This is a genomic window from Sphingomonas sp., from assembly GCF_035944535.1.
Classification (GTDB): Bacteria; Pseudomonadota; Alphaproteobacteria; order Sphingomonadales; family Sphingomonadaceae; genus Sphingomonas_B.
In genome coordinates this window covers 14,966-37,847 of record NZ_DASZBC010000010.1, presented here as the reverse complement: position 1 = coordinate 37,847, position 22,882 = coordinate 14,966, and the positions used below count along the sequence as shown (strand labels likewise).

The following is a 22,882-nucleotide window of genomic DNA, read 5'->3' as shown; positions in this document are numbered from 1 at the left end:
ATGGATTTCACGAAGGTGCGCAACGGCGATGTCGAGCTGAACGTCGCAGTTCAGGGCGAAGGGCCGCTGATCGTCTGCGTTCATGGCTGGCCAGAGCTGTGGTATAGCTGGCGGCATCAGATCCAGCATTTCTCGCACCTCGGCTACAAGGTCGCGGCGCTGGACGTGCGCGGCTATGGCGATAGTTCGCGGCCCCACCCGATCGAAGCCTATACGATGCGCAACATTGCGTCCGACGTGGCGGCAGTCATCGAAGCGCTGGGCGGCGGCGAGGCGATCCTGTTCGGCCATGACTGGGGCGCGCCGATCGTCTGGAACACCTCGCTGCTGCACGCGGACAAGGTCCGCGCGGTTGCGGGCCTCAGCGTGCCCTATATGCCGCGCGGCGAGCATAGCTTCCTGAAGCTCGCCGAGCAGATCTACGCCGGCAAATTCTTCTACCAGCTCTATTTCCAGCAGGAGGGCGTTGCCGAAGCCGAATTCGAGCGGGACGTGCGTGACGCCCTCCGCCGCATCTACTATTCCGCGTCCGGCGATTTCCGCTCCGAGAATGCCGGCGCCTTCATGGCCAAGGCGCCGAGCGCGGGCTTTCTCGACGGCCTGCCAGCTCCGCAGCCCTTCCCCGCCTGGATGAGCGAACAGGATTTGGACGTGTTCACCGCCGCCTTCGAGAAAAGCGGCTTTCGCGGACCGCTCAACCGCTACCGGGCGCAGAATATCGATTTCGACGAACTGGCCGACTTTAAGGGCCGGAAGATCACCCGGCCGGCCTGCTTTATCGCCGGCGAGAAGGACCCGGTGCGGCGCTTCATCCCGGGCATCGACCTTTACGAGCGCGCCGGGGACCATCTGGAGGACTTTCGAGGCTCTACCATCATCCCCGGCGTCGGCCACTGGGTGCAGCAGGAAGCGCCGGAACAGACCAACCGCGCACTAGAGGAGTTCGTCCGCGGGCTTCAGCCGGAACGCTCCCCGGCGAAGGCCGGGGTCCGGTAACCGGGACGCGAGTAAGCGGATTGGCCGTCATCACTGGGCCCCGGCCTTCGCCGGGGCACACCCTCTAGAATATCCCCAGAAACTTCTTGCGCTGCTTCTGCTTCGCTTCCGGCGAGCGCTTGCCGCTTTCCGACTTGGCGGTAGTGCCTCGGCCGACATCGTCGCGCGGGTCGCCGTCCTTCTCGCGCTGAGCGGTCGCGCGGGCGCCCGCCAGCACCGGACCGCAGGCGGCGCTCTCCGCATCGCCGATATCGACGAAAGCCAATATCCCGGCGAGCGGAGAGGCGACGGCGGCCAGCCCCACGCCAGCGGCTCCCCGCGCGACCAATTGCGGGCTGATCACATCCAGCTTGGGCGAAGCGAACTGGCCGACGATGCCCACCGGGCTCTGCGCGGAGAAAAGGCTGAACTTCTTGCCGTCCGCCCGCAGGCGCAGGTCGAGCGCCTCATTCTTGAAGCTGAAGCCGCCGCGGCCGAGGATCACATTCTTCTTCGTATCAATCAGGATCGGGTCAGCCGCCGCGATGCCGCCGCGCACGGTAAAGGCGATCAGACCGCAGTTGATCTGGACCGGCTCTTTCAACCGCTTTTCCCACATCTTCCAGACAAAGGTGCCGATATCGAGTTCGGACAGCTGCACATTGCGCGACCAGAGCGAACCCTGGGGCAGTATAATCGCAATCCGCCCATTCGAGTTGCCGAGCCATTCGCGGATGCTGTCCCCAGGTCCGGCAAGGTTGACGCGCGCCTTGACCGTGCCAGTGGTGCCGGACTCTTCGACGCCGAAGCCCTTCAGCAGCCGGCCCATCGGCGTCGGCGACAGGCGCAGGTCCATGTCGGTGAAGACGGCAGCGCGGCGGGCATTGATGGAGACGTCGGCCGAGACATGGCCGCGCTCGAGATCGAAGGTGAGCGGCGACAGCTTCAGCAGCCGGCGGTCGAGGTCGAGCGTCAGGTCGATATTGGAAATGGCAGGCAGGGCGTCGGCCCGCACCCGCCGCACCGTCCATTTCACATCGGCGTCGAAGCGGCTGATCGCCTCCACGCGCAACGGCGCGTCTGGCAGGATGCGCCCGCCCTGCGCGCGCGTCACGCTGCCGCCGGTCGCGTCTAGCCGCTCCGGATCATAGCCGATGAAGGGGCCGGCATCGATGATGTCGAGCGTGTTGGTGGCCAGCGCCGCGTCGAGCTTTAGCCGATTGTCTGGCATGCCGACCGTGACCCAGCCGGCGAGGTCGCTCTCTCCGAACACGCCCCGCAGCCGGCGGAAGCGCCATTCGCCCTCCTGCCTGGTCAGCGTCGACCGCAGCCGATAGGCGCGCGTGTCCGGCACCGCCACGCCCAGGAAATCGAACGCACGCGCGAGATTGTAGCCGCGCAGGCGGAAGTCGAGCGGCACGCCCTCGATCCGCGTCGCGCCGGGCAGGGTGCCCGATACGTCCAGCACCGTTTGATAGCCCTCCGCATGCATGCGGAAGCGGTTGCGGCCGCCGCTCGCCGTCTCGTTCGGAGACATCAGGCTGCCGGAAAGCGTGAAAGGCCGCTCGCGAAGCGTGCCGTTGCCGGCAAAGCGGATATCCTGCGCAAAACGCGTGTCCTGCGCCCGCACGGTGTCAATGCCGACATTGGCGAAAAGCCGCAGGCGCGGATCGGTATAGCGGATGCGCGTGCCCTGGATCAGAGCGCGCTTGATGTCGGGTAACTCGAACGGCTCGCCGCTTGGTTTGCCGAGCGTCCAGGTGTTCTGCTTGCCGTCCGGGCTCCAGGCGAGGTCGAGTTCGCCGTTCACGAACATCAGCCAGTCTGCGCGCCGCTTGCCGAAGATCAGCGGAATCGTCTCGATCTTGCTGTCGATCAGCTTCGACTTGAGGAAGTAGCGCTCCTTCGCCCAGCGCGGATTGGTGATCGTCAGCCCTTCGGCGAGAAACTTGATGTCGATCGGGTTCAGGTAGAGCTTGAAGTCGCCCGCGACCCGCACCTCACGCTCGGCCGAGCGGCTGGCATATCTCTCGAAGGTCGATTTGAGGAACCGCCCCTTGGTGACGAACAGGATCGTCCAGGCGAGCAGGACCAGGCCGATCAGCGTCGCCAAGACAGCGATCAGGCTGGCGAACGGCGTCGACGTGCGGCCCCCCTCGCGGGGCCCGTGCTGCTCCACCGAGCCGGTGCGATACAGCGCCTGATCTGCCATAGCCGTAATGAACGGAAGCCACCGGAATACGGTTCCTTTCGGCGCGGCTTACGCTTGACTTGCCCGCGGCTTATCCAGCAAATGCCTTGGGGTCGATCGAACTGGCGGAGCCGCGTGGGCGTTCCGCGACAGGGGGCGCGGTTGATGAAGATGGACGACCCGGTCCTGCGGTTCGCGTCGGACGATCGCACCCATGCGATCGGCCCGCTTGCCGCCTGCCGGATCGGGCGCGACCCGAGCAACGACGTCGTGGTCTCCAGCCTCGGCACGTCGCGCACCCATGCGATGATCCGCCGCGACATGTCGGGCGCCTGCATCCTGAGCGACTCGGGCAGCCGCAACGGCACCTTGGTCAATGGCCTGCCGCTCAGCGCCCCGGTCGTCCTGCAGCATGGCGACGAGATCCGCATCGGCGGCGAGACCCTGCATTTCGAACAGCCCAATGCGCCGGTCGCCCTGGTCGAGGAGGAGCAGGCCGCCCCGGCCACTCAGGTGGTGCTGGCCAGCAGTCTGGTGACAGTGCTGGTCGCCGACATGCGCGGCTTCACCCAGTTGGCGCGGGAGGTCAGCGCCGATCAGCTGTCTGCCTTGCTGTCCGAACTGTTCGGCACGATGGGCCGGATGCTGAACGACCGCCGCTGCTTCTATCAAAAGTACATCGGCGACGCGATCATGGCGCTCTGGGTGCATGAGCGGCCGCAGGTCGATCGGCGCACCTTTGCCGCCGTGCTCGACATGCTGCCGGCGATCCAGGAACTGGTCGCGCCGATGCAAAGCCGGTTCGGCCTCAGCCGGCCCGTCTCGTTCGGCATCGGCATCAACTCCGGCATGGCGTCGATCGGCAATCTCGGCAGCGCCACGGCGTCCGACTTCACCGCGGTCGGCGATGCGGTCAACAAGGCGTTCCGGCTGGAGGCGGCGACCCGAACGTCCGGCGCCGACGTTCTGATCGGCCGCAACACCATCGACCTGCTCTTTCCCTCGATCGCGATGCCGCCGGAGATTCAGCTGCTTCCGCTCGAGCTCAAGGGCTATGAGGCGCCCGAACAGGCCTATCTGCTCGCCGCACCCGACCTGCCGTTGCTGGCTGCCGCGCTCTCGGATGCCGGCCTCCAAGGAATGGTTGCTTGATCCGCCGCTTGGCCCTATAGGCGCGCGCTTCGCGACATTCGGAAGGACTGCCCGGCCAGTGTGGGCTGCCGAGGCCGTCCGTTGATCGTCGAAAAACGAAAGGACGAAAATGCCCAAGCTCAAGACGAAGAGCGGTGTGAAGAAGCGCTTCAAGTTCACCGCGACCGGCAAGCTGAAGCACGGCGTGGCCGGCAAGCGCCACCGCCTGATCAGCCACAACGGCAAATATATCCGCCAGAACCGCGGCACCTCCGTCCTCTCCGACGCCGACACGGCGACGGTGAAGGCCTGGGCCCCCTACGGTCTCAAGTAAGGGAGGGCTGACACATGGCACGAGTAAAGCGTGGCACGACCACCAAGGCGAAACACAAGCGGATTCTTGAGCAGGCGAAGGGCTATTATGGCCGCCGCAAGAACACGATCCGCATCGCGCGCCAGGCCGTCGAAAAGGCTGGCCAGTATGCCTATCGCGACCGCAAGGTCAAAAAGCGGAACTTCCGCGCGCTCTGGATCCAGCGCATCAATGCCGCCGCCCGGGCCGAAGGCCTGACCTATGGCGTGTTCATGCACGGCCTGAAGCTGGCCGGTGTCGAACTGGACCGGAAGGTGCTCGCCGACATCGCCATGCATGAGGGTGACGCGTTCCGGGCTATCGTCGCGCAGGTGAAAGCGGCGCTTCCGGACGACACACGCGTCGCGGCGTAAGGGTTAGTTCACGGACTAAAGAAAGGGCCCGGAGAGCGATCTCCGGGCCCTTTCTCTTTCGTCATTGCGAGCAGAGCGAAGCAACCCAGCCTCGAGCCACTGGATTGCTTCGTCGCTACGCTCCTCGCAATGACGGACGACCGTCTTCAGAGCAGCCCGTCGTCGCGGTTGCGGGACGTGCCCGAGCGTTCGAACTCCGCACGCTCGCTGTCGCTCATGCCGTCCCGATCGCGGTCCTTGTCGAAGCCGAACGCGCTGTTGCTCTTGTCAACATCGACTTCGGTGTGACGCACGGTGTCGTCGATATTCTCGACATGCTCTTCGGCGGTCTTGCGGATGACCAGCTCTTCCTGGACGCGCGCTTCCTTGCTGACCACTGCCTCTTCGGCGTGCTCGGTCATCTCGATCGTGCGATCCTGGAACACGTCGCCGCCGAGCGCGCCTTCACGATATTCGCCGCTCACCGGGCGACGCTCGATCTCGACATGCTCTTCGCGCAGATTGACCTGCTCGTGCACCGGCGTCTCGCGGACATAGGAGCGGACGCGGGCACCGCCGCGCTCGACCTCGCGCTTGCCGACGCGCAGTTCCTCATTGACGATCGGGATATGCTCTTCCTCGATGTTGCGGTCGGTGGCGGTGCCCAGATGATTGCCGCTGGCCATAGTCGAGTCCGAACGGCTCGTTTCCTGGCTGCCGCTCAACGCACCAAAGGCGCCAGCCTGACGATCGCTCTGATAGCCGGCCCAGCCCTGATTGCGCCATTCGCTCTGGCGCTGCTCGAAGTCGATGCTGCCGCCGTCGTCGAGGAGCTGGCAGGCGCGGTCGGCATCGCTTTCATCGACTTCCGCGACCAGCATATAGCCGCCCCGGCGAATGCCTTCGCCATAAGCGTGGCGGTCCTCGTCGGGCATGAACAGGTCTTTCAGGGAAGCGAAGAAGCCCTCCTGGCCGGGCGAGCTGCCGCCGGCCGAGCCCGACCCGGCGGACTCCTGATCGATGATGCGGACGCGTTCGGCCTCGATGCCCGAAGAGCTTAGCCGCGAACGGGCTTGCTCGGCCTCGCTGCGACTATCGAACATGGCGGTGATGGTACGCGACATTTAACTCTCCTCTGCTTCGCTTCGGATTTCGTGCCGGTCGACTTCGACGCGCTGGCGGCGGAGCATGACCGGCTGTTCGATGCGCTCGACGCCATCCAGGCGCCGGACGTGAACCTCTTCGACCAGGAACAGGCGCTTCTCGACGATCAGCCGTTCCTCAACGACGGGGATAATCGTGAGATCGCCTTCGGTGCGGATTTCGGGATATTCGCTAAGTTCGCGTTCGACGGCGACGTGCTGAACCTCGACGCGCTCGCCATGCAGCTCTTCGGTGAAGCGGCCGGGCACTTCCTCGGTCACGGTCCGGATGCGCACGCGGCGCTTCACCGGACGTTTGGACACACTCAGCCTTTCCTCGGCGATCGGTATCGCCGCGGTCTCCTCATCGTGCCGCACAGGACTGCCTTCTGATGTAAGTTGCCGCGCCACAACGGCTATGAATCTCGCCCGTTCCGATGCTTACCCGGTGCGAAACGATGAAAGGCGCTCAATCGGCGCTCAGAGCCAATTGCCCTCGCGAAACCATTTGGTGACGATGTATTTGACGCCACGTTCAACCGCGCAGCCTTCATGGGCGGCGAACAGGTTTGGCGCGCCGTTCGCATCCATATTGTCCCACATCAGCAGCAGGCCCGGCTTGGGCGGCACCTTCAGGCCGGCGGCGGTGAAGTGGGTCTCGCCGCCGGCCTCGGAAGCATTCAGGAAGATCATCGCGGTCCAGGTCCGCTGTCCCCCGCACTTCCGCTGCTCGGCCCAATAAGCCTGGTCGGTGTGGAAGAAGTCGTGATGGGTGCGGAAATACTGGCCCGGCGCATAGCGCTGGCCCTGCAGCGTCTCGCCCCGTCGCTCATCGAGGCCCATCAGCGCGCAGATGCGGCGGTCAATCGCCCGGACCTGCTCGTGCCACCGGTCGAGATTGCAGCTGTCGCTGGTGCGGAAATTCTGTTCGGGATCGTCGGAGAGCAGGATGGATGGCTGGCGATCATGCTCGATCTCGCCGATCAGGAACGCGCAATCCTCGGACCCTAGAAAATCCTCGACGAACCAGAGGGTGAAACGCTCCGTCCGGGCTGCTCCGACGCCGGCGGCCTCCAGCCGCGCTGCCACTTCCCTGCCGATCCGCGCCCGCTCCCGCGACTGATCGAGCGCCATTTCCTCTGGTGTCATCGATAGCGAGCGTTAACCGCTACAGACTGTGATTGCGAGCGCAGCGAAGCAATCCAGCAGGGTCCACTGGATTGCTTCGTCGCTTCACTCCTCGCAATGACGAAGTCTCGATTACCAGAAGAAGTCGTGGATCACGTCGACGACCCGCCCGTCGCGAATGTCGACCAGCAGCACGTCGTCATAATAGCGGATCCAGCGATAGGGGCCGTAAGCGGGAGGCAGGCGATACGCCCAAGGATCGCTGATCCAGTAATTCTGCGCGAACAAGGGTGCGCCGAGGATCACGCCCAGTGAGAAACGGCGATAGCCGTAGCTCCAACCGCGCGGCGCGTAATATTGCGGAAAGCGGTAGGAGCCGCGGTTGCGCTGGCGCCAGTCCTGCCAGTTGTAGCGCGGATCGCGCCGCCACTCGCGGTTCCAATTGCCGTTCCGGTCATTGCCATTCCAGCCCCAGCGATTGCCGTCATAACCCCAGCGGCCGTCGCGGGCCCGGTCGCGCTGCCAATCACGCCGATCATCCCAGCGGTCGCGCCGGAAATGGCGGCGATCCTCGACACCGTCGCGGCGGAAGTCGCGAATATCTCCGGCTCGGTCGCGACGGAAATCGCGGATGTCATCAGCACGATCGCGCCGGAACTCACGCCGGGTCACATCGCCTTCGCGGAAATCCTGCCGGTCGTCACGACGCTCCTGCCGGAATCCCTGACGATCCTCGCGGCGCTCCTGCCGGAACTCCTGGCGATCGTCGCGCCGCTCTTGACGGAACTCGTGCCGGCCTTCCTGGCGGTTCTGCCTCGATTCCTGCCGCGTTTCGCGACGTTCCTGACGGTCAGCACCGCCCAGAGCCTGGCGCATGCCTTCGCGCGCCATCTGGCGCTGCTCGCGCCGCGGACTCGGCTCCGCCTCGGTCCTGAAGCCATCGGTTGGTTGCTCAGGGCGTTGTGCGGCGGCCGGCGCGACCAATGTCGCGGTCGCGAGCAGCGCGACGATGAACTTGCGCATTCTAGTCTCCTGTCCCCCCGCGACGAACGGCCGCGGTCAATAGCCTCATCTGCGACTCGGCAGATGAGTCGTTGCTGAACCGAGCCGAAAGGAAGCGGAAAGCGGAAGACATCGCTCAGTCAAGCTACTGAACCAGCGCGGGGTTCTCGCGTTCTGGTCATTGTCACGGAGACGTCATAAACAATCCGGTTCATGGCCAGCCTACCGATCTCGAACATTCGTGAATGCCCGTCCTGGGGCGCTTTTGCGCTCGAGCTCGTCTCGGCGGTATCGCCGCGCCGCCTGATGGCGCCCGAACTCCACTCACCAGCGGACATCGGGCGCGGGCGGCCGGTGCTTGTCGTACCGGGTTTCCTGGCCTCCGATGCTTCGACGCGGCCGCTTCGGCTGGGCTTGAGGCAGGCGGGATTCCGCCACCATGGCTGGAGGCAGGGGCGCAACTTCGGCCTCGGTGCCGACATCTTCGACATCATCGACGCGCGCGTGCGGCACATCTCCCGCGGTGAGCCGGTGTCGCTGGTAGGATGGAGCCTGGGCGGCCTGATCGCGCGTGAATATGCCAAACACGCGCCGGAGCGCATCGCCAAGGTGGTTACCCTCGGTTCTCCGATCTGCGGCGACCCGCGGCGCAACAATAATGTCTGGCGGCTCTATGAAGCCGTGGCGGGCCACCCGGTCGATGCGCCGCCGGTCGCCTGCGTGATCGACGAGAAGCCGCCGGCCGAGACGATCGCCATCTGGTCCCGCCGCGACGGCATCGTTGCCGCCCACAGTGCCTGCGCGTCGGGCTGCGCCGATCTCTCGCTGGAAGTCGGCTGCGGGCATATGGAGATGGTCTTCGCGCCGGAGGCGATCCGCGCCGCGATACGCGCGCTCGCTTAGCCCAATTTTCCGAACTTCGCTTCGAAGCCGGCCGTGTCGCCGGCAGCGAGGAGGCGCGCTTGCTCCACCCACTGGTCACGGGTGATCCGGCCCTTGAAGGTGCCGAGCTGCGCGTCGTAGCGGGCGACGTCGTCGTCCGTCCAGGCCGCGATCTGGTCGTAGCGGGTCACGCCCATCGCGCTCAGCATTGCGGCCACCTTCGGGCCCACGCCTTTCATTCGGGTCAGCTCGTCGGCAGGGCCGGTAGGGATCTGCTGCGGCGGCTGCACCAGCGCTTCGGGCTCCACGACGATCTGCGGCTCCGCTGCTTGCGGCGTGGCGTCGACCGGCAGGGGCACGTCGATCGGAGCCGCCGAGGGCCCGGTGATCACGGGCGAGATTTCCTGCTCGACGCCGTCCCGCGTGGTCGCCTCGGGCGAGCGCGTCGAGCTGCTGCCGATCAGCCACCACAAGGCCACCAGCGCCACCAAGACGCCGAGCACCAGCAGCACCCAATTCTGTTCCAACCACTCCATCATCTCACCTCCCGCTCTATCTCGCGCCAGCCGATGTCGCGCCGGCAAAACCCGCTTGGAAAGTCGATCCGGTCGATAGCCGAATAAGCCGACTGCTGGGCCCAGCGGACTGTCGGACCCTCCGCTGTCACCGCAAGGACGCGCCCGCCGGCGGCGACGAGTTGTCCGCCTTCTTCCCTCGTACCGGCCTGGAAGACGATGGCCCCCGCCGCTTCGGCCCGGTCGAGCCCCGCTATGGCGCCGCCAGCCTGCGGCGTTCCGGGATAGCCGTTCGCCGCCATCACCACCGTCAGTGCGACGCGATCGCTGAAGCGGGGCGGCTCGGCTTCGGCAAGCCGTCCTTCGGCACATGCCAGCATCATCAGCAGCAGGTCGCTCTCGAGCCGCGGCATCAGGACCTGCGCCTCAGGGTCGCCGAACCGCGCATTATATTCGATCAGCTTGGGGCCGCCGGGCGTCAGCATCAGCCCGGCATAGAGCACCCCGACGAACGGCGTTCCCGCCTCCGCCATAGCGCGGACGGTCGGTTCGACGATGTCGCGCATCGCGGCGCGCTCCAGCTCGGGCGTCAACACGCGGGCGGGCGAGTAAGCGCCCATGCCGCCGGTGTTCGGGCCGCTATCGCCCTCGCCGACACGCTTGTGATCCTGCGCCGATCCGAACGGCACGACCGTCTTGCCGTCGGTCAGCGCGAACAGGCTCGCTTCCTCGCCGGACAGGAACTCCTCGATCACCAGAGGCCCATCCGCGTCTCGTATCGCCCGATGGGCTTCGTCGCGTGTCGTCGCGATCACCACGCCCTTGCCGGCCGCCAGGCCGTCCGCCTTGATCACGACGGGCAAGCCGAACGGCGGCAGCTTGGACAGCGCCTCCTCCGCGCTCTCCGCCCGAACATAGCCTGCGGTGGGGATGTTCGCCGCGCGGCACAGATCCTTAGTGAAGCCTTTCGAGCCCTCGAGCTGAGCAGCTGCCTTGTTTGGGCCGAACACTCGAATTTCAGCCGCGCGCAGATCGTCGGCCAGGCCCGCGACCAGCGGCGCTTCCGGCCCGATCACGACCAGGGCGATGCTCCGGCTGCGGCAGAAATTCACGACGGCCTCGTGGTCGGCGACATCGAGTGCGACGAGTTCGGCATGGCGGGCGATACCCGGATTGCCTGGGGCGGCGTAAAGCTTGCTCAAGGCCGGGCTTTGCGCCAACTTCCACGCCAGCGCATGCTCGCGCCCTCCCGACCCGATCAGCAGGACGTTCATGGCCAGTAGCTTCTCCCCAAGCCCAGCGGCGGACGCCGCGGGCCGGCTGTTAGCCGACACGACCGCCGGGGACAACGCACCGCCGCTCAGCGTTTCAGAACTCGCTTTTGCGTTGAAGCGAGTAGTCGAGGACCGGTTCGGCTATGTCCGGCTGCGGGGCGAGATCAGCGGCTATAAGCGTGCCGCCTCGGGCCATGCCTATCTGACGCTCAAGGACGAGAATGCGTGCCTCGATGCGGTGATGTGGAAAGCGGGAGTCGCCGCTCTGCCCTTCAGGCCCGAGGACGGCATCGAGGTGATCGCGACCGGCAAGATCACCACCTATCCCGGCCGCTCCAAATACCAGATCGTCATCGACCGGCTGGAGTTGGCTGGCGAAGGCGCGCTGATGCTGCTGCTCGAGAAGCTGAAGCAGAAGCTGTCCGCCGAAGGCCTGTTCGCGTCGGAGCGAAAGGAGAAGCTGCCCTTCCTGCCGCGCCGGATCGGCGTGGTGACCTCGCCCACCGGCGCGGTGATCCGCGATATCCTCCACCGGCTGGAGGATCGCTGTCCGACTCACGTGCTGGTGTGGCCCGTGATGGTGCAGGGGCAAGGCGCGGCCGAGCAGGTGGCGGCGGCGGTCACCGGCTTTTGCCGCATGGCCGAAGATCAGCGGCCCGACCTGGTGATCGTTGCCCGCGGCGGCGGCTCGATCGAGGATCTCTGGGCCTTCAACGAGGAAGTGGTGGTGCGCGCGGTCGCCGGCTGCACCATCCCGATCATTTCCGCCGTCGGTCACGAGACCGACACGACGCTCTGCGACTATGCAGCCGATGTCCGTGCGCCCACGCCAACCGCGGCGGCCGAGATGGCGGTGCCGGTTCGGGCGGAGCTGCGCGCCTATGTGCGCGACCAAGGCGCGCGGATGGAGCGTTGTGCCCGCCGCTATCATGAGCGCGGCGCGGAGAAGCTGGTGGGATTGGCGCGCCTGCTGCCGACGCCGCAATCTTTGCTCGACCCCCAGCGGCAGCGGGTCGACGATCTTGGCGAGCGGTTGCGGCGCGGACTCGGCCGCCGGGTCGCCGACGCCCGAGGCGAACTGGCCCGGGCGAGCGGCGCGCTCCGGCCGCAACTGCTGACGGTGAAGCTCGAGCGGGCATCGGACCGGCTCGCTTCGGTGTGGCGGCTCGCGCAGTCGGTGAACCCTGAGAACCTGCTCGCGCGCGGCTATGCGTGGGTGGAGGGCAAAGGCGGCAAGGTCGTCACCAGCGCCGCCGCCGCCCGCTCCGCCGCCGCGCTGCGCCTCCATTTCGCCGACGGCACGGTTGACGCGCGGGTCGAACGCGCCACATCGGGAGGCAAGCGCGAGGCTCCCGTTCAGCCCAGCCTGCTATAGAGGTATGCAACGATGCTGATGTTCAATCGCAGCCAGCCCGCCCGGCTCCACTATATGGCCAATGGCTTTCGTGTGCTCAGCAACGGCGATCACGTCGTCTGCGCCGTGTCGGGCGAGAAGATCCCGCTCGACGCGCTGCGTTATTGGTCGGTCGCGCGGCAGGAGGCCTATGCCACGGCCGAAATCGCCACTCAGGCGCTCAAGGACCAGTGATCCCGTTCCTAGCCGCACTGCTGGCGGCTCCGGTTGCGGCTCAGGCGCCTGCCGATTTTCAGCTGATGGGCGTGGCGCAGCAAGGCGGTGCGCTGATCGGCATCGCGCCTCCGGGCACCGCCGGCCTCTGGCTCGACGGCGAGCCGGTGGCGCGCGCGGCCGACAACCGCTTCCTGATCGCCTTCGATCGCGACGCAGCGCGCGAGGCGCGGCTAACGGCGCGGCTGGCGGACGGCCGCACGATCGAACGGACCCTACAGATTACGCCGCGCGCCTGGCGGATCGAGCGTGTCGACGTGCCCAGGCGGCCGAGCGTCACCAACGGGGAATATGAAAAGCTGCGCGCTCCGGAACTGGCGCGGATCAATGCGGCCCGGGCGGTGCAGGCGGAAAGCGACGGCTGGCGCCAGCGCTTCGCCTGGCCGGCGCGCGGACGGATCAGCGGCGTGTTCGGATCGCAGCGCATTTATCGCGGCAACGAACCCGGCGCCTATCACTCCGGCGTCGATGTGGCGGGCGGCGCGGGCGCTCCGGTCACCGCGCCCGCCGATGGGGTCGTCGTACTCGCCGCGCAAACGCCCTTCACGCTCGAAGGCCGGCTGCTGATCATCGATCATGGCATGGGCCTGAACAGCGCCTTTCTCCACCTCTCCTCGATTTCCGTGAAGGAGGGCGACCGCGTCAAACGCGGGCAACCGGTCGGCGCGATCGGCAGCACCGGCCGCGCGACCGGTCCGCACCTTCACTGGGCGGTCAAATGGCGCGACGCGCGGATAGACCCGATGGTACTCGCCGGCGCCATGCCGGGGCAGGACCTGGGCAAGGTCCCGATGGCGGAGAATTGAAACTCCTGATCTCCGGCGCAGGCCGGAGCCCAGGATTATTCACTCCTGATCTTGCGACAGTGGACCCCGGTGCTTGCCGGGGAACAGCTGCATTTTACCCGACCCGCATGCCCTTGACCGAGCGCGTACCTTCGAAGCGGATGAAATAGCCGCCCAGCACGCCTTTCTTGATCAGCACTTTCTGCCCTGGCTTGGGAAAGGCATTGGCGCCTTCGGTCGTCTCCCACACCGCCCCGTCATCCACAGTGAAGCGAAACTTTCCATAGCCGATGCTGCGGATCGTCTTGATCGGTGTCTCGATCTGGGTGAACTCCGGCGCTTCTTCGCCACCGTCCTTGTCGCTGCCGAAAAAGGGCAAGCGCGGGAGCGCGAAGCCGAAAAGCGAACGGCGCGTCTTCTTCACCTCCTGCTTGTCGAGCAGCACGGTTTCCTTCTTCTCGACAGACGAGACCAAAGCCGCCGCCTCGCGGTCGAAGCAGGCGAGGCGCTGCGCGTTGTCTGGGATGCCGCGGCAGGCAGCGAGGCCGCGGATGGGCGCGGGCGCCTCGTCGGCGGCAGCGGCAGGCGCGGCAAGCAGCAGCGCGGGCAAAAAGACAGCAGCACGGATCATGGACAGCCCCGGAAGTGAGCCGCCAAGCCTAGTCGGGGGGCGGATGCCGGACAAGGCCCGGATCACTGTGACTGAAATGCTACACCTAAGGGCAAAATGCGCGGTTTGCCGAGAGGAGCCGTTGTTCTGGCCCGATCATTTCGCCTAGTAGCGCCTCAATAGCTTCGTTTGCAGCTATGCCACCACGTGCGTCCGGACGGTGGAAAACCGGGCCACGATAAAGGGGAAGAAAGACTATGCAGCTTGCAATTCGTCGGCGCCTGCTGGCCTCTACGGTGCTGATCGGCGCCTCGATGCTCGGCTCGGCAGCCTATGCGCAGACCGAGACGGCGGCCGATGCTACGGCGACCGACGAGACGATCGTCGTCACCGGCTCGCTCATCACCAACCCGAATCTCGAATCGTCCAGCCCGGTTGCGGTCGTTGGCAGCGAGGAAATCCTGCTCCGCCAGACTCCGACCGCCGAAGCGCTGATCCGTCAGCTGCCTGGCGCTACCCCGAACATCGGTTCGTCGGTGAACAACGGCAACGGCGGCGCCGCCCTCGTCGACCTTCGCGGCCTCGGCCCGCAGCGCAACCTCGTGCTGCTCGACGGTAACCGCGTCGCGCCCTCCACCACCACGGGTTCGGTCGACCTGAACAACATCCCGCTCGCGCTGATCGAGCGGACCGACCTGCTGACCGGCGGCGCGTCCACCAGCTACGGCGCCGACGCGATCACGGGCGTTGTCAACTTCATCACCAAGCGCAACTTCTCGGGCTTCGAAGCGACTGCGCAGCAGTCGATCACGGAGAAGGGCGACGGCAACGTCTTCCGTATCGAAGTGACGATGGGCGCCAACTTCGACGATGGCCGCGGCAACGCCGTCATCTCGATGGGCTATCAGGAAGCCGACCCGGTCTATCAGGGTGCCCGCGACTTCGGCCGCAACGGCATCAACTCGCAGACCGGCATCGCCGCGGGCGGCTCGCCGACTTCGGTGCCGAGCTCGATCGCCTTCAACAACGGCCAGTTCCTGCAGATTAGCCCGGACGGCAACAGCCTGGTCACCCCGTATCAGGACTTCAACTTCAATCCGTACAACATCTTCCAGACTCCGTTCGAACGGTACAACCTGTTCGGCGCGGCGAACTATGAGATTGCTGACGGCGTTGAAGTTTATGGTCGCGGCATGTTCTCGCGGAACACCGTTCAGACGATCATCGCGCCGTCGGGCGTGTTTGGTGAAGAGCTGACCGTTCCCGCCAACAACCCGTTCCTGACGCCGGGCGTCCGCGCACAGATCTGCGCCGCCGAGGGCATTGCGGCCGCGGACTGCACCGCGACCTCCACCACGCCGCTGCCGCTGCCGGGCCTTTATCGCCGTACGGTGGAACTCGGGCCGCGCATCAGCACCTTCGTGACCACCTATTTCGATTTCCGGGGTGGTATCCGTCTGAACGTCACCGAATCGATCCGTGCCGACCTCTCGGTTTCGCATGGTGAGAGCGAAAACACGCAGACCCAGAGCGGCTACGTGCTTCGGTCGCGCATTCAGCAGGCTCTGAACGCGAACAATCCGAACACCTGCACCAACACGGCCAATGGCTGCGTTCCGGTTAACCTGTTCGGCCCGGCCGGCAGCATCTCGCAATCAGCGGCGGGCTTCTTGCTCGGCACCAGCGCGACCAGCAACCGCGCTTCGCTGTCGCAGGCTCGTGCGCTCATCAACGGCGACTTCGGTGCGGCGGCTCCCTGGGCCGAGGATCCGATCAGCTTCGCGGTCGGTGGCGAATACCGCAAGTATCAGGCTTCGCGCGTCGCGGACTTCCTCGCTCAGAACCCGAGCGAGCTCGGCGGTGCGGGCGGCGCGACGCTGCCCTTCGCCGGCGAGTATGACGTCTACGAAGCGTTCGGCGAACTCGTGGCGCCGATCGTGCAGAACAAGCCGTTCTTCGAGGATCTGACGGTCGAAGCCGGTATCCGCTACTCGCACTACACGATCACCGGCACCAACAGCACGCCGAAGTTCAACACCACCACCTGGAAGGCTGGTGCGAGCTGGACTCCGGTGCCGTCGATCAAGTTCCGCGGCAACTATCAGCGCGCCGTTCGCTCGCCGAACATCTTCGAGCTGTTCCGTCCGCAGAGCACCAACCTGACGAACCTGAACATCGATCCGTGCGCCTCGCTGAACCTCTCCGGTCAGCGTCGTAGCACCGGACCGACTGGCATTCTTCGCGACGTTTGTATCGCTCAGGGTGCAACCGAGGGTAATATCAACAACATCATCGATCCGGCCGCGGGCCAGGCTCAGGGCACCTTCACGGGCAGCCAAGCCCTTCGTCCGGAGAAGGCGGACACCTTCACCATCGGCGCGGTGCTCCAGCCGGAGTTCCTTCCGGGCTTCAGCGCCACGATCGACTATTACGAGCTGGTTGTGAACGACGCCATTTCGGCACTGACGCCGGATGACGCGATCGCGGCCTGCTTCGGCAACCTGACCGCGACCTCTGCGACTAGCGATGCTTGTACGTCGATCCGTCGTAACCCGGTTTCGGGCCGTCTGAGCGGTTCCGCCGCGACGACCCCGGGTCTGCGCCTGCCGCTGACCAACGCCGGCCGTTACTTCACTAACGGCGTCGACGTGTCGCTGAACTACCGGGCTGACCTTGCCTTTGCGAAGCTCAATCTGTCGTTCATCGGCAACTGGACGAAGAGCCAGAAGTTCCGGGCGTCGCCCACTTCGGCTCTGAATCGCGAGTGCGTCGGCTACTATTCGGTGAACTGCACGGCCTCGCAGGCGTCGATCCAGCCGGAGTTCACCTGGAACCAGCGCACAACGCTCAGCTTCGACAATGTCGATCTGTCGCTGCTGTGGCGTCACATCAGCGCCGTCCGCTACGAGCCGGGTCTGCCCCAGCTGTTCCGCGGCACTGTTACGGGCAACACGGTGTTCGCTGGTGAGCAGGAGAACTTCAACTTCATCAAGGCGGCCGATTATTTCGACCTTTCGGCGCGCGTTGGTGTGGGCGACAATCTGGACCTGACCTTCACCGCTCTGAACCTGTTCGACCGTCAGCCTCCGCTCGTCGGCGGCAACGCGGGCGGCACGGCGTTCAACAGCGGCAACACCTTCCCGTCGACCTACGACACGCTGGGCCGGAGCTACTCCGTCACTGCGCGCCTGCGGTTCTGATCGGAAGCGTTCATACTGGACAAAGGGAGGGCGGGTCCAAAAGACCCGCCCTCTTTTTTGTTGCTGTGGAACCTTGCTCCCCTCGTCAGGGCGAGCGCAGCAAAGCCATCCAGCACAGCCTCCGCCCTCGCTGAATTCTTCGTCGCTTCGCTCTTCGCAATGACGATGCGAGTTAGGCCGGTTAGTCTCCCAGCAGAGGCGCACCGAGCTTCAGCGGTATCCCGTTGCGCTCGGCCACAACCCGCGCCCATTCCGCCACCATCTCGATCTCTTCGCGATGAGCGGACGTCGCTTCGGCATATTCGCTGTTCCGATCGGCGCGTCCGAAGGTCGAACCGGTCTTGGCGTCCCGTGCGAAGACCGGACCCTCGGCGATCTTGCGCGCTTGGTCTTCGCTTAAACCAAGCTCGAACAGCCGAGACACCTGCGCCAAGGCTTCGGCGGGTTCATCGAGCAACTCCTCGCTGCTGATGGTCCGCACCCTGTCGGCGCCGAGATCCCTCACGAGCGTGGCGAATGCCGCCTGTTGCGCCAGCCAACCCAGCGCCGCGACCTGAAGGTCCGACAAGCGGAACAGCGCTTCTCCATCCATACCGAACCGCTCGATCAGCCCATCCAGCCGGTAGCCGGCAACCAGATCGCGTACCCAGGCGCGGCCCTCCAGCCCCTTCTTCGCCACCGACGTGATGAACAGGGGCAAGGGAGCATGAAGGAGCACGGCACGCATTCCCGGCCGCAGGGCCAGGGAGAGGCGTGCGAGCCCATTGATCACGTTCGACGGCTTCACCACCACGGCCTCGCCGGAACGCAGCGGCCGGGCAAGCAGGGCGAGGCTGTGGTCCAGCAGCTCAGCGACGTCCCGGCTGGCCGCGCCGCGACGGCGGAATCCGACCACGTCGTTCAGCAGTACCGGTTCCTTCAGGCTCCCGGACATGCCCGGGATATCGAAGGCACGGGCGAGCAGCGTTGAGCAGCAAAATGCCGAATGGAAAATCATGTGCAACGGCGCCTGTTGCCGTTTCGCCTCCGCCGCGACGTCTCGCCGAGGAAGCACCTGCAGCGGCAGACCTGCCGGAAGATGTTGGTCGGTCAGGAAGGTCGCGCGATCCCTGACCTGCCGAGACACTTGCAGGAACTGTATCGCGTCCAGCTGTTCGTCATATCGATGAGCCAGCCAATCTCCGTCGCGCACGACTTTTTTTTGGAGGCCCGTCATGCGCCTTCGACACCTTCAAGCTGATCCCGCAACTGAGCCTCGATGGCACGAAGGTGCGACGCATAATTGAGGTGCCGCTGCGAGGAACGGCGATGCAGCGGCTGGCGGACCTGCCAGACGCTGGCCGTCCGCACCAGCTCCGTCGCGCGTTCAGGCGCCAGGCAAGCCGGATCCCATTCCAGGCCGCAAAACGCCAGTAGCGACCGGACCACGGGTTCCGGCTCCGCGACCAGAGCGTCGTAGTTCAGGTCGAAGATATCGTCTGGATAGAGGCGCTTCCAATGTGCCACGAGACCGCGATACTGCGCATACCAATGCACGATCGCCTCAAGCCGAGTCTTGTAGCTGACCGACTCATCGGCATTGAGGAAATAGACCGACAGGATGTTGTCGAGCGGCTCGCGCACTGTGTTCACGATCCGCGCGTCCGGGAACAGCGTCTTGATCAGGCCCACATGCAGGAAATTGTCGGGCCTTTTGTCGGTCAGGCAGCGGAAGCCAGGATGGAGCCGCCGCACCTCGGCCAGGTACGCGTCCCGCAGCTGCGCGATCGCTGCCGGCGAGAGGTCTGCCGCCGCTTGCGGATAAGGCTGAAGCGCGGTGGCAGCAAAGGCGGGAATAATCTCCAGCTCGCCCCCGGACGTCACCGCCTCGTGTCGCCCCAGCACCGTCTCGACAAGAGTGGAGCCGGACCGGAACATGCCACAGATGAAGATCAGCTTCTCGCTGCCTGGCTGGTCTGCCGCCTTTGCCGGAGAGGGGAAGCTCGCCTTGATTGCGGCGAACAGCCGGTCGGCCGCTGCGGCATCGTACCGCTCGCCCGGGCGCTTGCCGCTTTCCGTCAGTTCATTGGCCCTGGCAAAGGCATGGAACGCCTCGTCATAGCGCCCCGCCGCATCCAGTGCCTGGCCGAGCGCGAACCCCATCTCAGCCCTTGCCGCCATCGGCACCTGCGGGGCCGTAACGAGAGGTTGCAGCCGTCTAACTCCCTTGTCCGGCGCTCCGCCGAATACATCGAGCGTCCCGAGCCGAGCATTGGCGCGGCCATTATGCGGATCAAGCGCGATCACCCGCTCATACGCCTCCCGCGCAGCGGCAGCATCGCCTCTGTCTTCATGAAGATTTCCGAGGTTCAACCAGGCCATGATGAAAGCAGGGTTGAGCGCCAGCGCCCGTTTCAGTTCCTGCTGAGCCGCGTCGTGTTGGTTCGAATGCTCCGATAAGATGGCAGCCCGATTGAGATGCACTTCCTCCGGCCGGCCGACGCCCCGCGCGATCGCCTCGCCATAGGCGTCGAGCGCCTCCTCGAAGCGCCGTTCGACACGGAGCAGATAGCCGAGATTGTACCAGTCGTCCGGCGTCGCGGCGCCGCCGGCTGTCAGCTGCCGATAGGCGGCAATGGCTTCCCGGACGCGGCCGGCGTTCATCCTCCCGATTGCGCGGTTGCGCAGCGACGCCGGACCCTCAACCAACACTCAGCTCCAGCCTCCCATCGCCTTCGTCGACCCGCACCGTGCCGCCATCGCGCACCTCGCCCGACAGGATCAGCTCGGCAAGAGGATCCTGGAGGTAGCGCTGCACGGCGCGCTTCAGCGGCCTCGCGCCATAGACCGGGTCATAGCCGACGCGGCCGAGCCAGGCCCGCGCGCCGTCGGTCAGTTCCAGCGTCACCTTGCGGTCGGCGAGCAGCTTCTGGACGCGACCGACCTGAATGTCGACGATCGGCGCCATATGTTCGGCCGCGAGACGGTGGAACAGGATGATCTCGTCAAGCCGGTTGAGGAACTCCGGGCGGAAATGCCCGCGCACGATCTCCATCACCTGCGGCTCGACCGATTTCACGTCGGCATCGTCCGCGACCTGGCTCAGGAACTGCGAGCCGAGGTTCGAGGTCAGGATGATCAGAGTGTTCGAGAAATCGACCGTGCGCCCCTGCCCGTCGGTCAGGCGGCCATCGTCCAGCACCTGAAGGAGGACGTTGAACACGTCGCCATGCGCCTTCTCCACCTCATCGAACAGCACCACCTGATAGGGGCGCCGGCGAACGGCTTCGGTGAGCACGCCGCCTTCTTCATAACCGACATAGCCCGGCGGTGCACCGATCAGCCGCGCGACCGAATGCTTCTCCATGAACTCCGACATGTCGATCCGCACCATGGCCGATGAGTCGTCGAACAGGAATTCGGCCAGCGCCTTGGTCAGCTCGGTCTTGCCGACCCCGGTCGGCCCCAGGAACAGGAAGGAGCCGAGCGGACGGTTCGGGTCCTGAAGTCCCGCGCGCGCGCGGCGGACGGCAGTAGAGACGGCGTGCACCGCTTCCTTCTGCCCGATCACGCGCTTGCCGATCACGTCCTCCATGCGCAGGAGCTTGTCGCGCTCGCCTTCGAGCATGCGGTCGACCGGAATGCCGGTCCAGCGTGACACCACGCCGGCAATGTCGTCGGCCACGACTTCCTCGCGCAGCATCGCGCCCGCCGCCGCGCCCTCGGCTTCGGCCAGCTGCTTTTCGAGCGCCGGGATGATGCCGTAGCTGAGCTCACCGGCGCGGGCGAGATCGCCGCCGCGCTGCGCCTGCTCCAGTTGCAGCCGGGCTTGATCGAGCTGCTCCTTGATCTTCGCTTCGCCGGCGATCTTTTCCTTCTCGCCCTGCCAGCGCGCGGTCAGCGCCGCCGACTCGTCCTCAAGGCTCGCGAGCTCGGATTCGAGCGACTGCAGCCGGTCGCGGGAGCCCTGGTCGGTCTCCTTCTTCAGCGCTTCGCGCTCGATCTTGAGCTGGATGATGCGCCGGTCGAGATTCTCGATCTCCTCGGGCTTGGACTTGATCTCCATTTGCAGCCGCGAGGCGGCCTCGTCCATCAGGTCGATCGCCTTGTCGGGCAGGAAGCGGTCGGTGATGTAACGGTTGGAGAGGGTGGCGGCGGCGACGATCGCGCCGTCGGTGATCCGCACGCCATGGTGCAGCTCGTACTTCTCCTTGAGGCCGCGCAGGATCGAGATCGTGTCCTCGACGCTCGGCTCGTCGACGAACACCGGCTGGAAACGTCGCTGCAGCGCCGCATCCTTCTCGACATGCTTGCGATACTCGTCGAGCGTGGTGGCGCCGATGCAGTGCAACTCGCCGCGGGCGAGGGCGGGCTTCAAGAGGTTCCCCGCGTCCATCGCGCCTTCGGCCTTCCCCGCCCCGATCAGCGTGTGCATCTCGTCGATGAAGAGGATGATGTCGCCTTCGGCTTGGCGCACTTCGTCGAGCACGCCTTTCAGCCGCTCCTCGAACTCGCCGCGATATTTGGCACCGGCGATCAGCGCGCCCATGTCGAGCGACATCAGCCGGCGGTCGCGCAGCGAGTCCGGCACGTCGCCATTGGCGATGCGCAGCGCGAGGCCCTCGGCGATCGCGGTCTTGCCCGTGCCCGGCTCGCCGATCAGCACCGGATTGTTCTTGGTGCGCCGGGCCAGGATCTGGATGGTGCGGCGGATTTCCTCGTCGCGTCCGATGACCGGATCGAGCTTGCCCTCGCGCGCTGCCTCGGTCAGGTCGCGCGCGAATTTCTTCAGCGCATCGTACCGATCTTCCGCGGACGCGGTGTCGGCGGTGCGGCCGCCGCGCAGCTTGTTGATCGCGTCATTGAGTCCGCCCGCGGTCACATTCGCCCTGGCGAGCGCCTTGCCGGCTGCGGTGGTGGTGGCGAGGGTGAGCGCCAGCAGCAGCCGCTCGACGGTGACGAAGCTGTCGCCTGCCTTGGCCGACACCTGCTCGGCCTGGTCGAGCACCCGCACCGCGTCATTGTCGAGGCCAGGCGTCTGCTGCGCACCCGATCCGCTGACCGAAGGCACCTTGGCCAGCGCTGCGTCCGTCTCCCTGAGCGCAATGGCCGGATCGCCGCCCGCCGCGCGGATCAGGCCCGACGCCATGCCTTCATTGTCTTCCAGCAGCGCCTTCAGCAGATGCTCGGGCGAGATGCGCTGGTGCGACATGCGGATCGCGACTGTCTGCGCTGACTGCAGAAAGCCCTTCGCCCGGTCGGAAAACTTCTCGAGATTCATGTGATCCCCTCAAACTGTTGAGCAGGATGTAGTGTGACCAAATTGCAACACAAGGTGCTTCGGAGCGCGAAAGGTCACAAAAGGTCACATTGGATCATGGAGCTTATGCGGAACGCGGTTGAGCATCATGTCGTCGACAGATGCACGACCTGAGGGGCGCTCCTGCTTCAATAAAGATGCTTCATGCGAGTCGCCGTGCAATGTGAGACTGGCAAAAAGGACGGTGTGTAGGGCAGCAAATTCCTTTGCCTCGGACAGGTGGCCAAACCCGAGCAAAAGTCCGCTAAGGGTGGAAAGCTGCCGATCAGTCGCGATTGGTCAACGCAGCTTCAAGCCAGTGAATGCGCTTGTGCCAACGCTTCGCCATCTCTGCAGAGCCTGCGATAGTCAGACGCGACCTTGACCGGCGAAGCTCAGCTTCCATTTCCTCCCGGCTTAGCTTCGCTAACTCTTCG

General features: G+C 65.5%; 20 protein-coding genes. 9 read left to right on the top strand and 11 right to left on the bottom strand.

Features of this window, described 5'->3' with window-relative positions:
- Window positions 1-996, top strand: a complete 996-nt coding sequence (locus VGT77_RS10265; protein WP_327462214.1) for an alpha/beta hydrolase — start codon at window positions 1-3, stop codon at window positions 994-996.
- A 64-nt stretch (window positions 997-1,060) separates the two neighbouring features.
- Here the strand turns inward: VGT77_RS10265 and VGT77_RS10260 are convergent, their stop codons facing one another.
- On the bottom strand, window positions 1,061-3,187 hold the full coding sequence (locus VGT77_RS10260; RefSeq protein WP_327462212.1) for an AsmA family protein: 2,127 nt from the start codon (window positions 3,185-3,187) through the stop codon (window positions 1,061-1,063).
- Between the two features lie 144 nt (window positions 3,188-3,331).
- Here VGT77_RS10260 and VGT77_RS10255 point away from each other — a divergent pair, with 144 nt between their 5' ends.
- The 3 genes from VGT77_RS10255 (at window position 3,332) to rplT (ending at window position 5,023) form a co-directional block, all read left to right on the top strand.
- Window positions 3,332-4,318: an adenylate/guanylate cyclase domain-containing protein gene (locus tag VGT77_RS10255; protein WP_327462210.1), complete on the top strand. Its 987-nt coding sequence runs from the start codon at window positions 3,332-3,334 to the stop codon at window positions 4,316-4,318.
- A 109-nt stretch (window positions 4,319-4,427) separates the two neighbouring features.
- Window positions 4,428-4,631 carry a 50S ribosomal protein L35 gene (rpmI, locus tag VGT77_RS10250; protein WP_171129157.1) on the top strand — a complete coding sequence of 68 codons (204 nt, stop codon included), beginning with the start codon at window positions 4,428-4,430 and terminating at the stop codon, window positions 4,629-4,631.
- A 14-nt stretch (window positions 4,632-4,645) separates the two neighbouring features.
- Complete coding sequence (gene rplT, locus VGT77_RS10245) at window positions 4,646-5,023, top strand: 50S ribosomal protein L20 (protein WP_327462206.1); 378 nt, start codon at window positions 4,646-4,648, stop codon at window positions 5,021-5,023.
- A 146-nt stretch (window positions 5,024-5,169) separates the two neighbouring features.
- Here rplT and VGT77_RS10240 read toward each other — a convergent pair whose 3' ends face one another.
- From VGT77_RS10240 to VGT77_RS10225, 4 genes are all read right to left on the bottom strand, one after another.
- Window positions 5,170-6,126, bottom strand: coding sequence for a YsnF/AvaK domain-containing protein (locus VGT77_RS10240; protein ID WP_327462204.1), 957 nt, complete (start codon window positions 6,124-6,126; stop codon window positions 5,170-5,172).
- Window positions 6,127-6,522: a DUF2382 domain-containing protein gene (locus VGT77_RS10235; protein WP_327462202.1), complete on the bottom strand. Its 396-nt coding sequence runs from the start codon at window positions 6,520-6,522 to the stop codon at window positions 6,127-6,129. It lies immediately after the preceding gene.
- A gap of 102 nt (window positions 6,523-6,624) precedes the next feature.
- A complete protein-coding gene (locus VGT77_RS10230) occupies window positions 6,625-7,293 on the bottom strand; it encodes a 2OG-Fe(II) oxygenase (protein ID WP_327462200.1) in 669 nt (222 codons plus the stop codon).
- Window positions 7,294-7,404: 111 nt separating this feature from the next.
- A complete protein-coding gene (locus tag VGT77_RS10225; RefSeq protein ID WP_327462198.1) occupies window positions 7,405-8,295 on the bottom strand; it encodes an RcnB family protein in 891 nt (296 codons plus the stop codon).
- Window positions 8,296-8,487: 192 nt separating this feature from the next.
- Here VGT77_RS10225 and VGT77_RS10220 point away from each other — a divergent pair, with 192 nt between their 5' ends.
- Window positions 8,488-9,177 carry an alpha/beta hydrolase gene (locus VGT77_RS10220; protein WP_327462196.1) on the top strand — a complete coding sequence of 230 codons (690 nt, stop codon included), beginning with the start codon at window positions 8,488-8,490 and terminating at the stop codon, window positions 9,175-9,177.
- On the opposite strand, the gene VGT77_RS10215 is transcribed toward VGT77_RS10220, so the two are convergent.
- Together VGT77_RS10215 and purD are read right to left on the bottom strand one after the other, a co-directional pair.
- Window positions 9,174-9,695, bottom strand: coding sequence for a hypothetical protein (locus VGT77_RS10215; protein ID WP_327462194.1), 522 nt, complete (start codon window positions 9,693-9,695; stop codon window positions 9,174-9,176). The two genes, VGT77_RS10220 and VGT77_RS10215, sit on opposite strands and share 4 nt — an antisense overlap.
- Window positions 9,692-10,945, bottom strand: a complete 1,254-nt coding sequence (gene purD, locus VGT77_RS10210; RefSeq protein ID WP_327462192.1) for a phosphoribosylamine--glycine ligase — start codon at window positions 10,943-10,945, stop codon at window positions 9,692-9,694. The genes VGT77_RS10215 and purD overlap by 4 nt, the downstream gene beginning before the upstream one ends.
- Between purD and xseA the strand changes: the two genes are divergently transcribed.
- Genes xseA through VGT77_RS10195 form a run of 3 tightly spaced genes read left to right on the top strand, consistent with a single transcriptional unit; the run spans window position 10,944 to window position 13,378 of the window.
- On the top strand, window positions 10,944-12,320 hold the full coding sequence (gene xseA, locus VGT77_RS10205) for an exodeoxyribonuclease VII large subunit (RefSeq protein WP_327462190.1): 1,377 nt from the start codon (window positions 10,944-10,946) through the stop codon (window positions 12,318-12,320). The genes purD and xseA overlap by 2 nt on opposite strands.
- A 12-nt stretch (window positions 12,321-12,332) precedes the next feature.
- The gene (locus VGT77_RS10200; protein ID WP_327462188.1) at window positions 12,333-12,533 is read left to right on the top strand and encodes a DUF2093 domain-containing protein; all 201 of its coding nucleotides are present in this window, start codon (window positions 12,333-12,335) and stop codon (window positions 12,531-12,533) included.
- On the top strand, window positions 12,530-13,378 hold the full coding sequence (locus VGT77_RS10195) for a M23 family metallopeptidase (RefSeq protein ID WP_327462186.1): 849 nt from the start codon (window positions 12,530-12,532) through the stop codon (window positions 13,376-13,378). Before VGT77_RS10200 ends, VGT77_RS10195 begins: the two co-directional genes overlap by 4 nt.
- Before the next feature lie 94 nt (window positions 13,379-13,472).
- Here VGT77_RS10195 and VGT77_RS10190 read toward each other — a convergent pair whose 3' ends face one another.
- Window positions 13,473-13,988 carry a hypothetical protein gene (locus VGT77_RS10190; RefSeq protein WP_327462184.1) on the bottom strand — a complete coding sequence of 172 codons (516 nt, stop codon included), beginning with the start codon at window positions 13,986-13,988 and terminating at the stop codon, window positions 13,473-13,475.
- 236 nt (window positions 13,989-14,224) lie between these two features.
- Between VGT77_RS10190 and VGT77_RS10185 the strand changes: the two genes are divergently transcribed.
- Window positions 14,225-17,167, top strand: coding sequence for a TonB-dependent receptor plug domain-containing protein (locus tag VGT77_RS10185; protein WP_327462182.1), 2,943 nt, complete (start codon window positions 14,225-14,227; stop codon window positions 17,165-17,167).
- Between the two features lie 181 nt (window positions 17,168-17,348).
- Here the strand turns inward: VGT77_RS10185 and VGT77_RS10180 are convergent, their stop codons facing one another.
- Genes VGT77_RS10180 through clpB form a run of 3 tightly spaced genes read right to left on the bottom strand, consistent with a single transcriptional unit; the run spans window position 17,349 to window position 22,427 of the window.
- Complete coding sequence (locus VGT77_RS10180) at window positions 17,349-18,383, bottom strand: hypothetical protein (protein WP_327462180.1); 1,035 nt, start codon at window positions 18,381-18,383, stop codon at window positions 17,349-17,351.
- A complete protein-coding gene (locus VGT77_RS10175) occupies window positions 18,380-19,855 on the bottom strand; it encodes a tetratricopeptide repeat-containing sulfotransferase family protein (RefSeq protein ID WP_327462178.1) in 1,476 nt (491 codons plus the stop codon). The genes VGT77_RS10180 and VGT77_RS10175 overlap by 4 nt, the downstream gene beginning before the upstream one ends.
- Window positions 19,848-22,427: an ATP-dependent chaperone ClpB gene (gene clpB / locus VGT77_RS10170; RefSeq protein ID WP_327462176.1), complete on the bottom strand. Its 2,580-nt coding sequence runs from the start codon at window positions 22,425-22,427 to the stop codon at window positions 19,848-19,850. The genes VGT77_RS10175 and clpB overlap by 8 nt, the downstream gene beginning before the upstream one ends.
- Window positions 22,428-22,882 lie beyond the last annotated feature (455 nt).

Excerpts from the sequence above, each read along its gene's own strand:
- VGT77_RS10200 (WP_327462188.1), top strand. The coding sequence starts at position 12,333 with ATGCTGATGTTCAATCGCAGCCAGCCCGCCCGGCTCCACTATATGGCC.
- VGT77_RS10180 (WP_327462180.1), bottom strand. The coding sequence starts at position 18,383 with ATGACGGGCCTCCAAAAAAAAGTCGTGCGCGACGGAGATTGGCTGGCT.
- purD (WP_327462192.1), bottom strand. The coding sequence starts at position 10,945 with ATGAACGTCCTGCTGATCGGGTCGGGAGGGCGCGAGCATGCGCTGGCG.
- VGT77_RS10215 (WP_327462194.1), bottom strand. The coding sequence starts at position 9,695 with ATGATGGAGTGGTTGGAACAGAATTGGGTGCTGCTGGTGCTCGGCGTC.
- xseA (WP_327462190.1), top strand. The coding sequence starts at position 10,944 with ATGGCCAGTAGCTTCTCCCCAAGCCCAGCGGCGGACGCCGCGGGCCGG.
- VGT77_RS10185 (WP_327462182.1), top strand. The coding sequence starts at position 14,225 with ATGCAGCTTGCAATTCGTCGGCGCCTGCTGGCCTCTACGGTGCTGATC.
- VGT77_RS10190 (WP_327462184.1), bottom strand. The coding sequence starts at position 13,988 with ATGATCCGTGCTGCTGTCTTTTTGCCCGCGCTGCTGCTTGCCGCGCCT.
- rpmI (WP_171129157.1), top strand. The coding sequence starts at position 4,428 with ATGCCCAAGCTCAAGACGAAGAGCGGTGTGAAGAAGCGCTTCAAGTTC.
- VGT77_RS10260 (WP_327462212.1), bottom strand. The coding sequence starts at position 3,187 with ATGGCAGATCAGGCGCTGTATCGCACCGGCTCGGTGGAGCAGCACGGG.
- VGT77_RS10225 (WP_327462198.1), bottom strand. The coding sequence starts at position 8,295 with ATGCGCAAGTTCATCGTCGCGCTGCTCGCGACCGCGACATTGGTCGCG.
- VGT77_RS10240 (WP_327462204.1), bottom strand. The coding sequence starts at position 6,126 with ATGTCGCGTACCATCACCGCCATGTTCGATAGTCGCAGCGAGGCCGAG.
- rplT (WP_327462206.1), top strand. The coding sequence starts at position 4,646 with ATGGCACGAGTAAAGCGTGGCACGACCACCAAGGCGAAACACAAGCGG.
- VGT77_RS10220 (WP_327462196.1), top strand. The coding sequence starts at position 8,488 with ATGGCCAGCCTACCGATCTCGAACATTCGTGAATGCCCGTCCTGGGGC.
- VGT77_RS10230 (WP_327462200.1), bottom strand. The coding sequence starts at position 7,293 with ATGACACCAGAGGAAATGGCGCTCGATCAGTCGCGGGAGCGGGCGCGG.
- clpB (WP_327462176.1), bottom strand. The coding sequence starts at position 22,427 with ATGAATCTCGAGAAGTTTTCCGACCGGGCGAAGGGCTTTCTGCAGTCA.
- VGT77_RS10265 (WP_327462214.1), top strand. The coding sequence starts at position 1 with ATGGATTTCACGAAGGTGCGCAACGGCGATGTCGAGCTGAACGTCGCA.
- VGT77_RS10255 (WP_327462210.1), top strand. The coding sequence starts at position 3,332 with ATGAAGATGGACGACCCGGTCCTGCGGTTCGCGTCGGACGATCGCACC.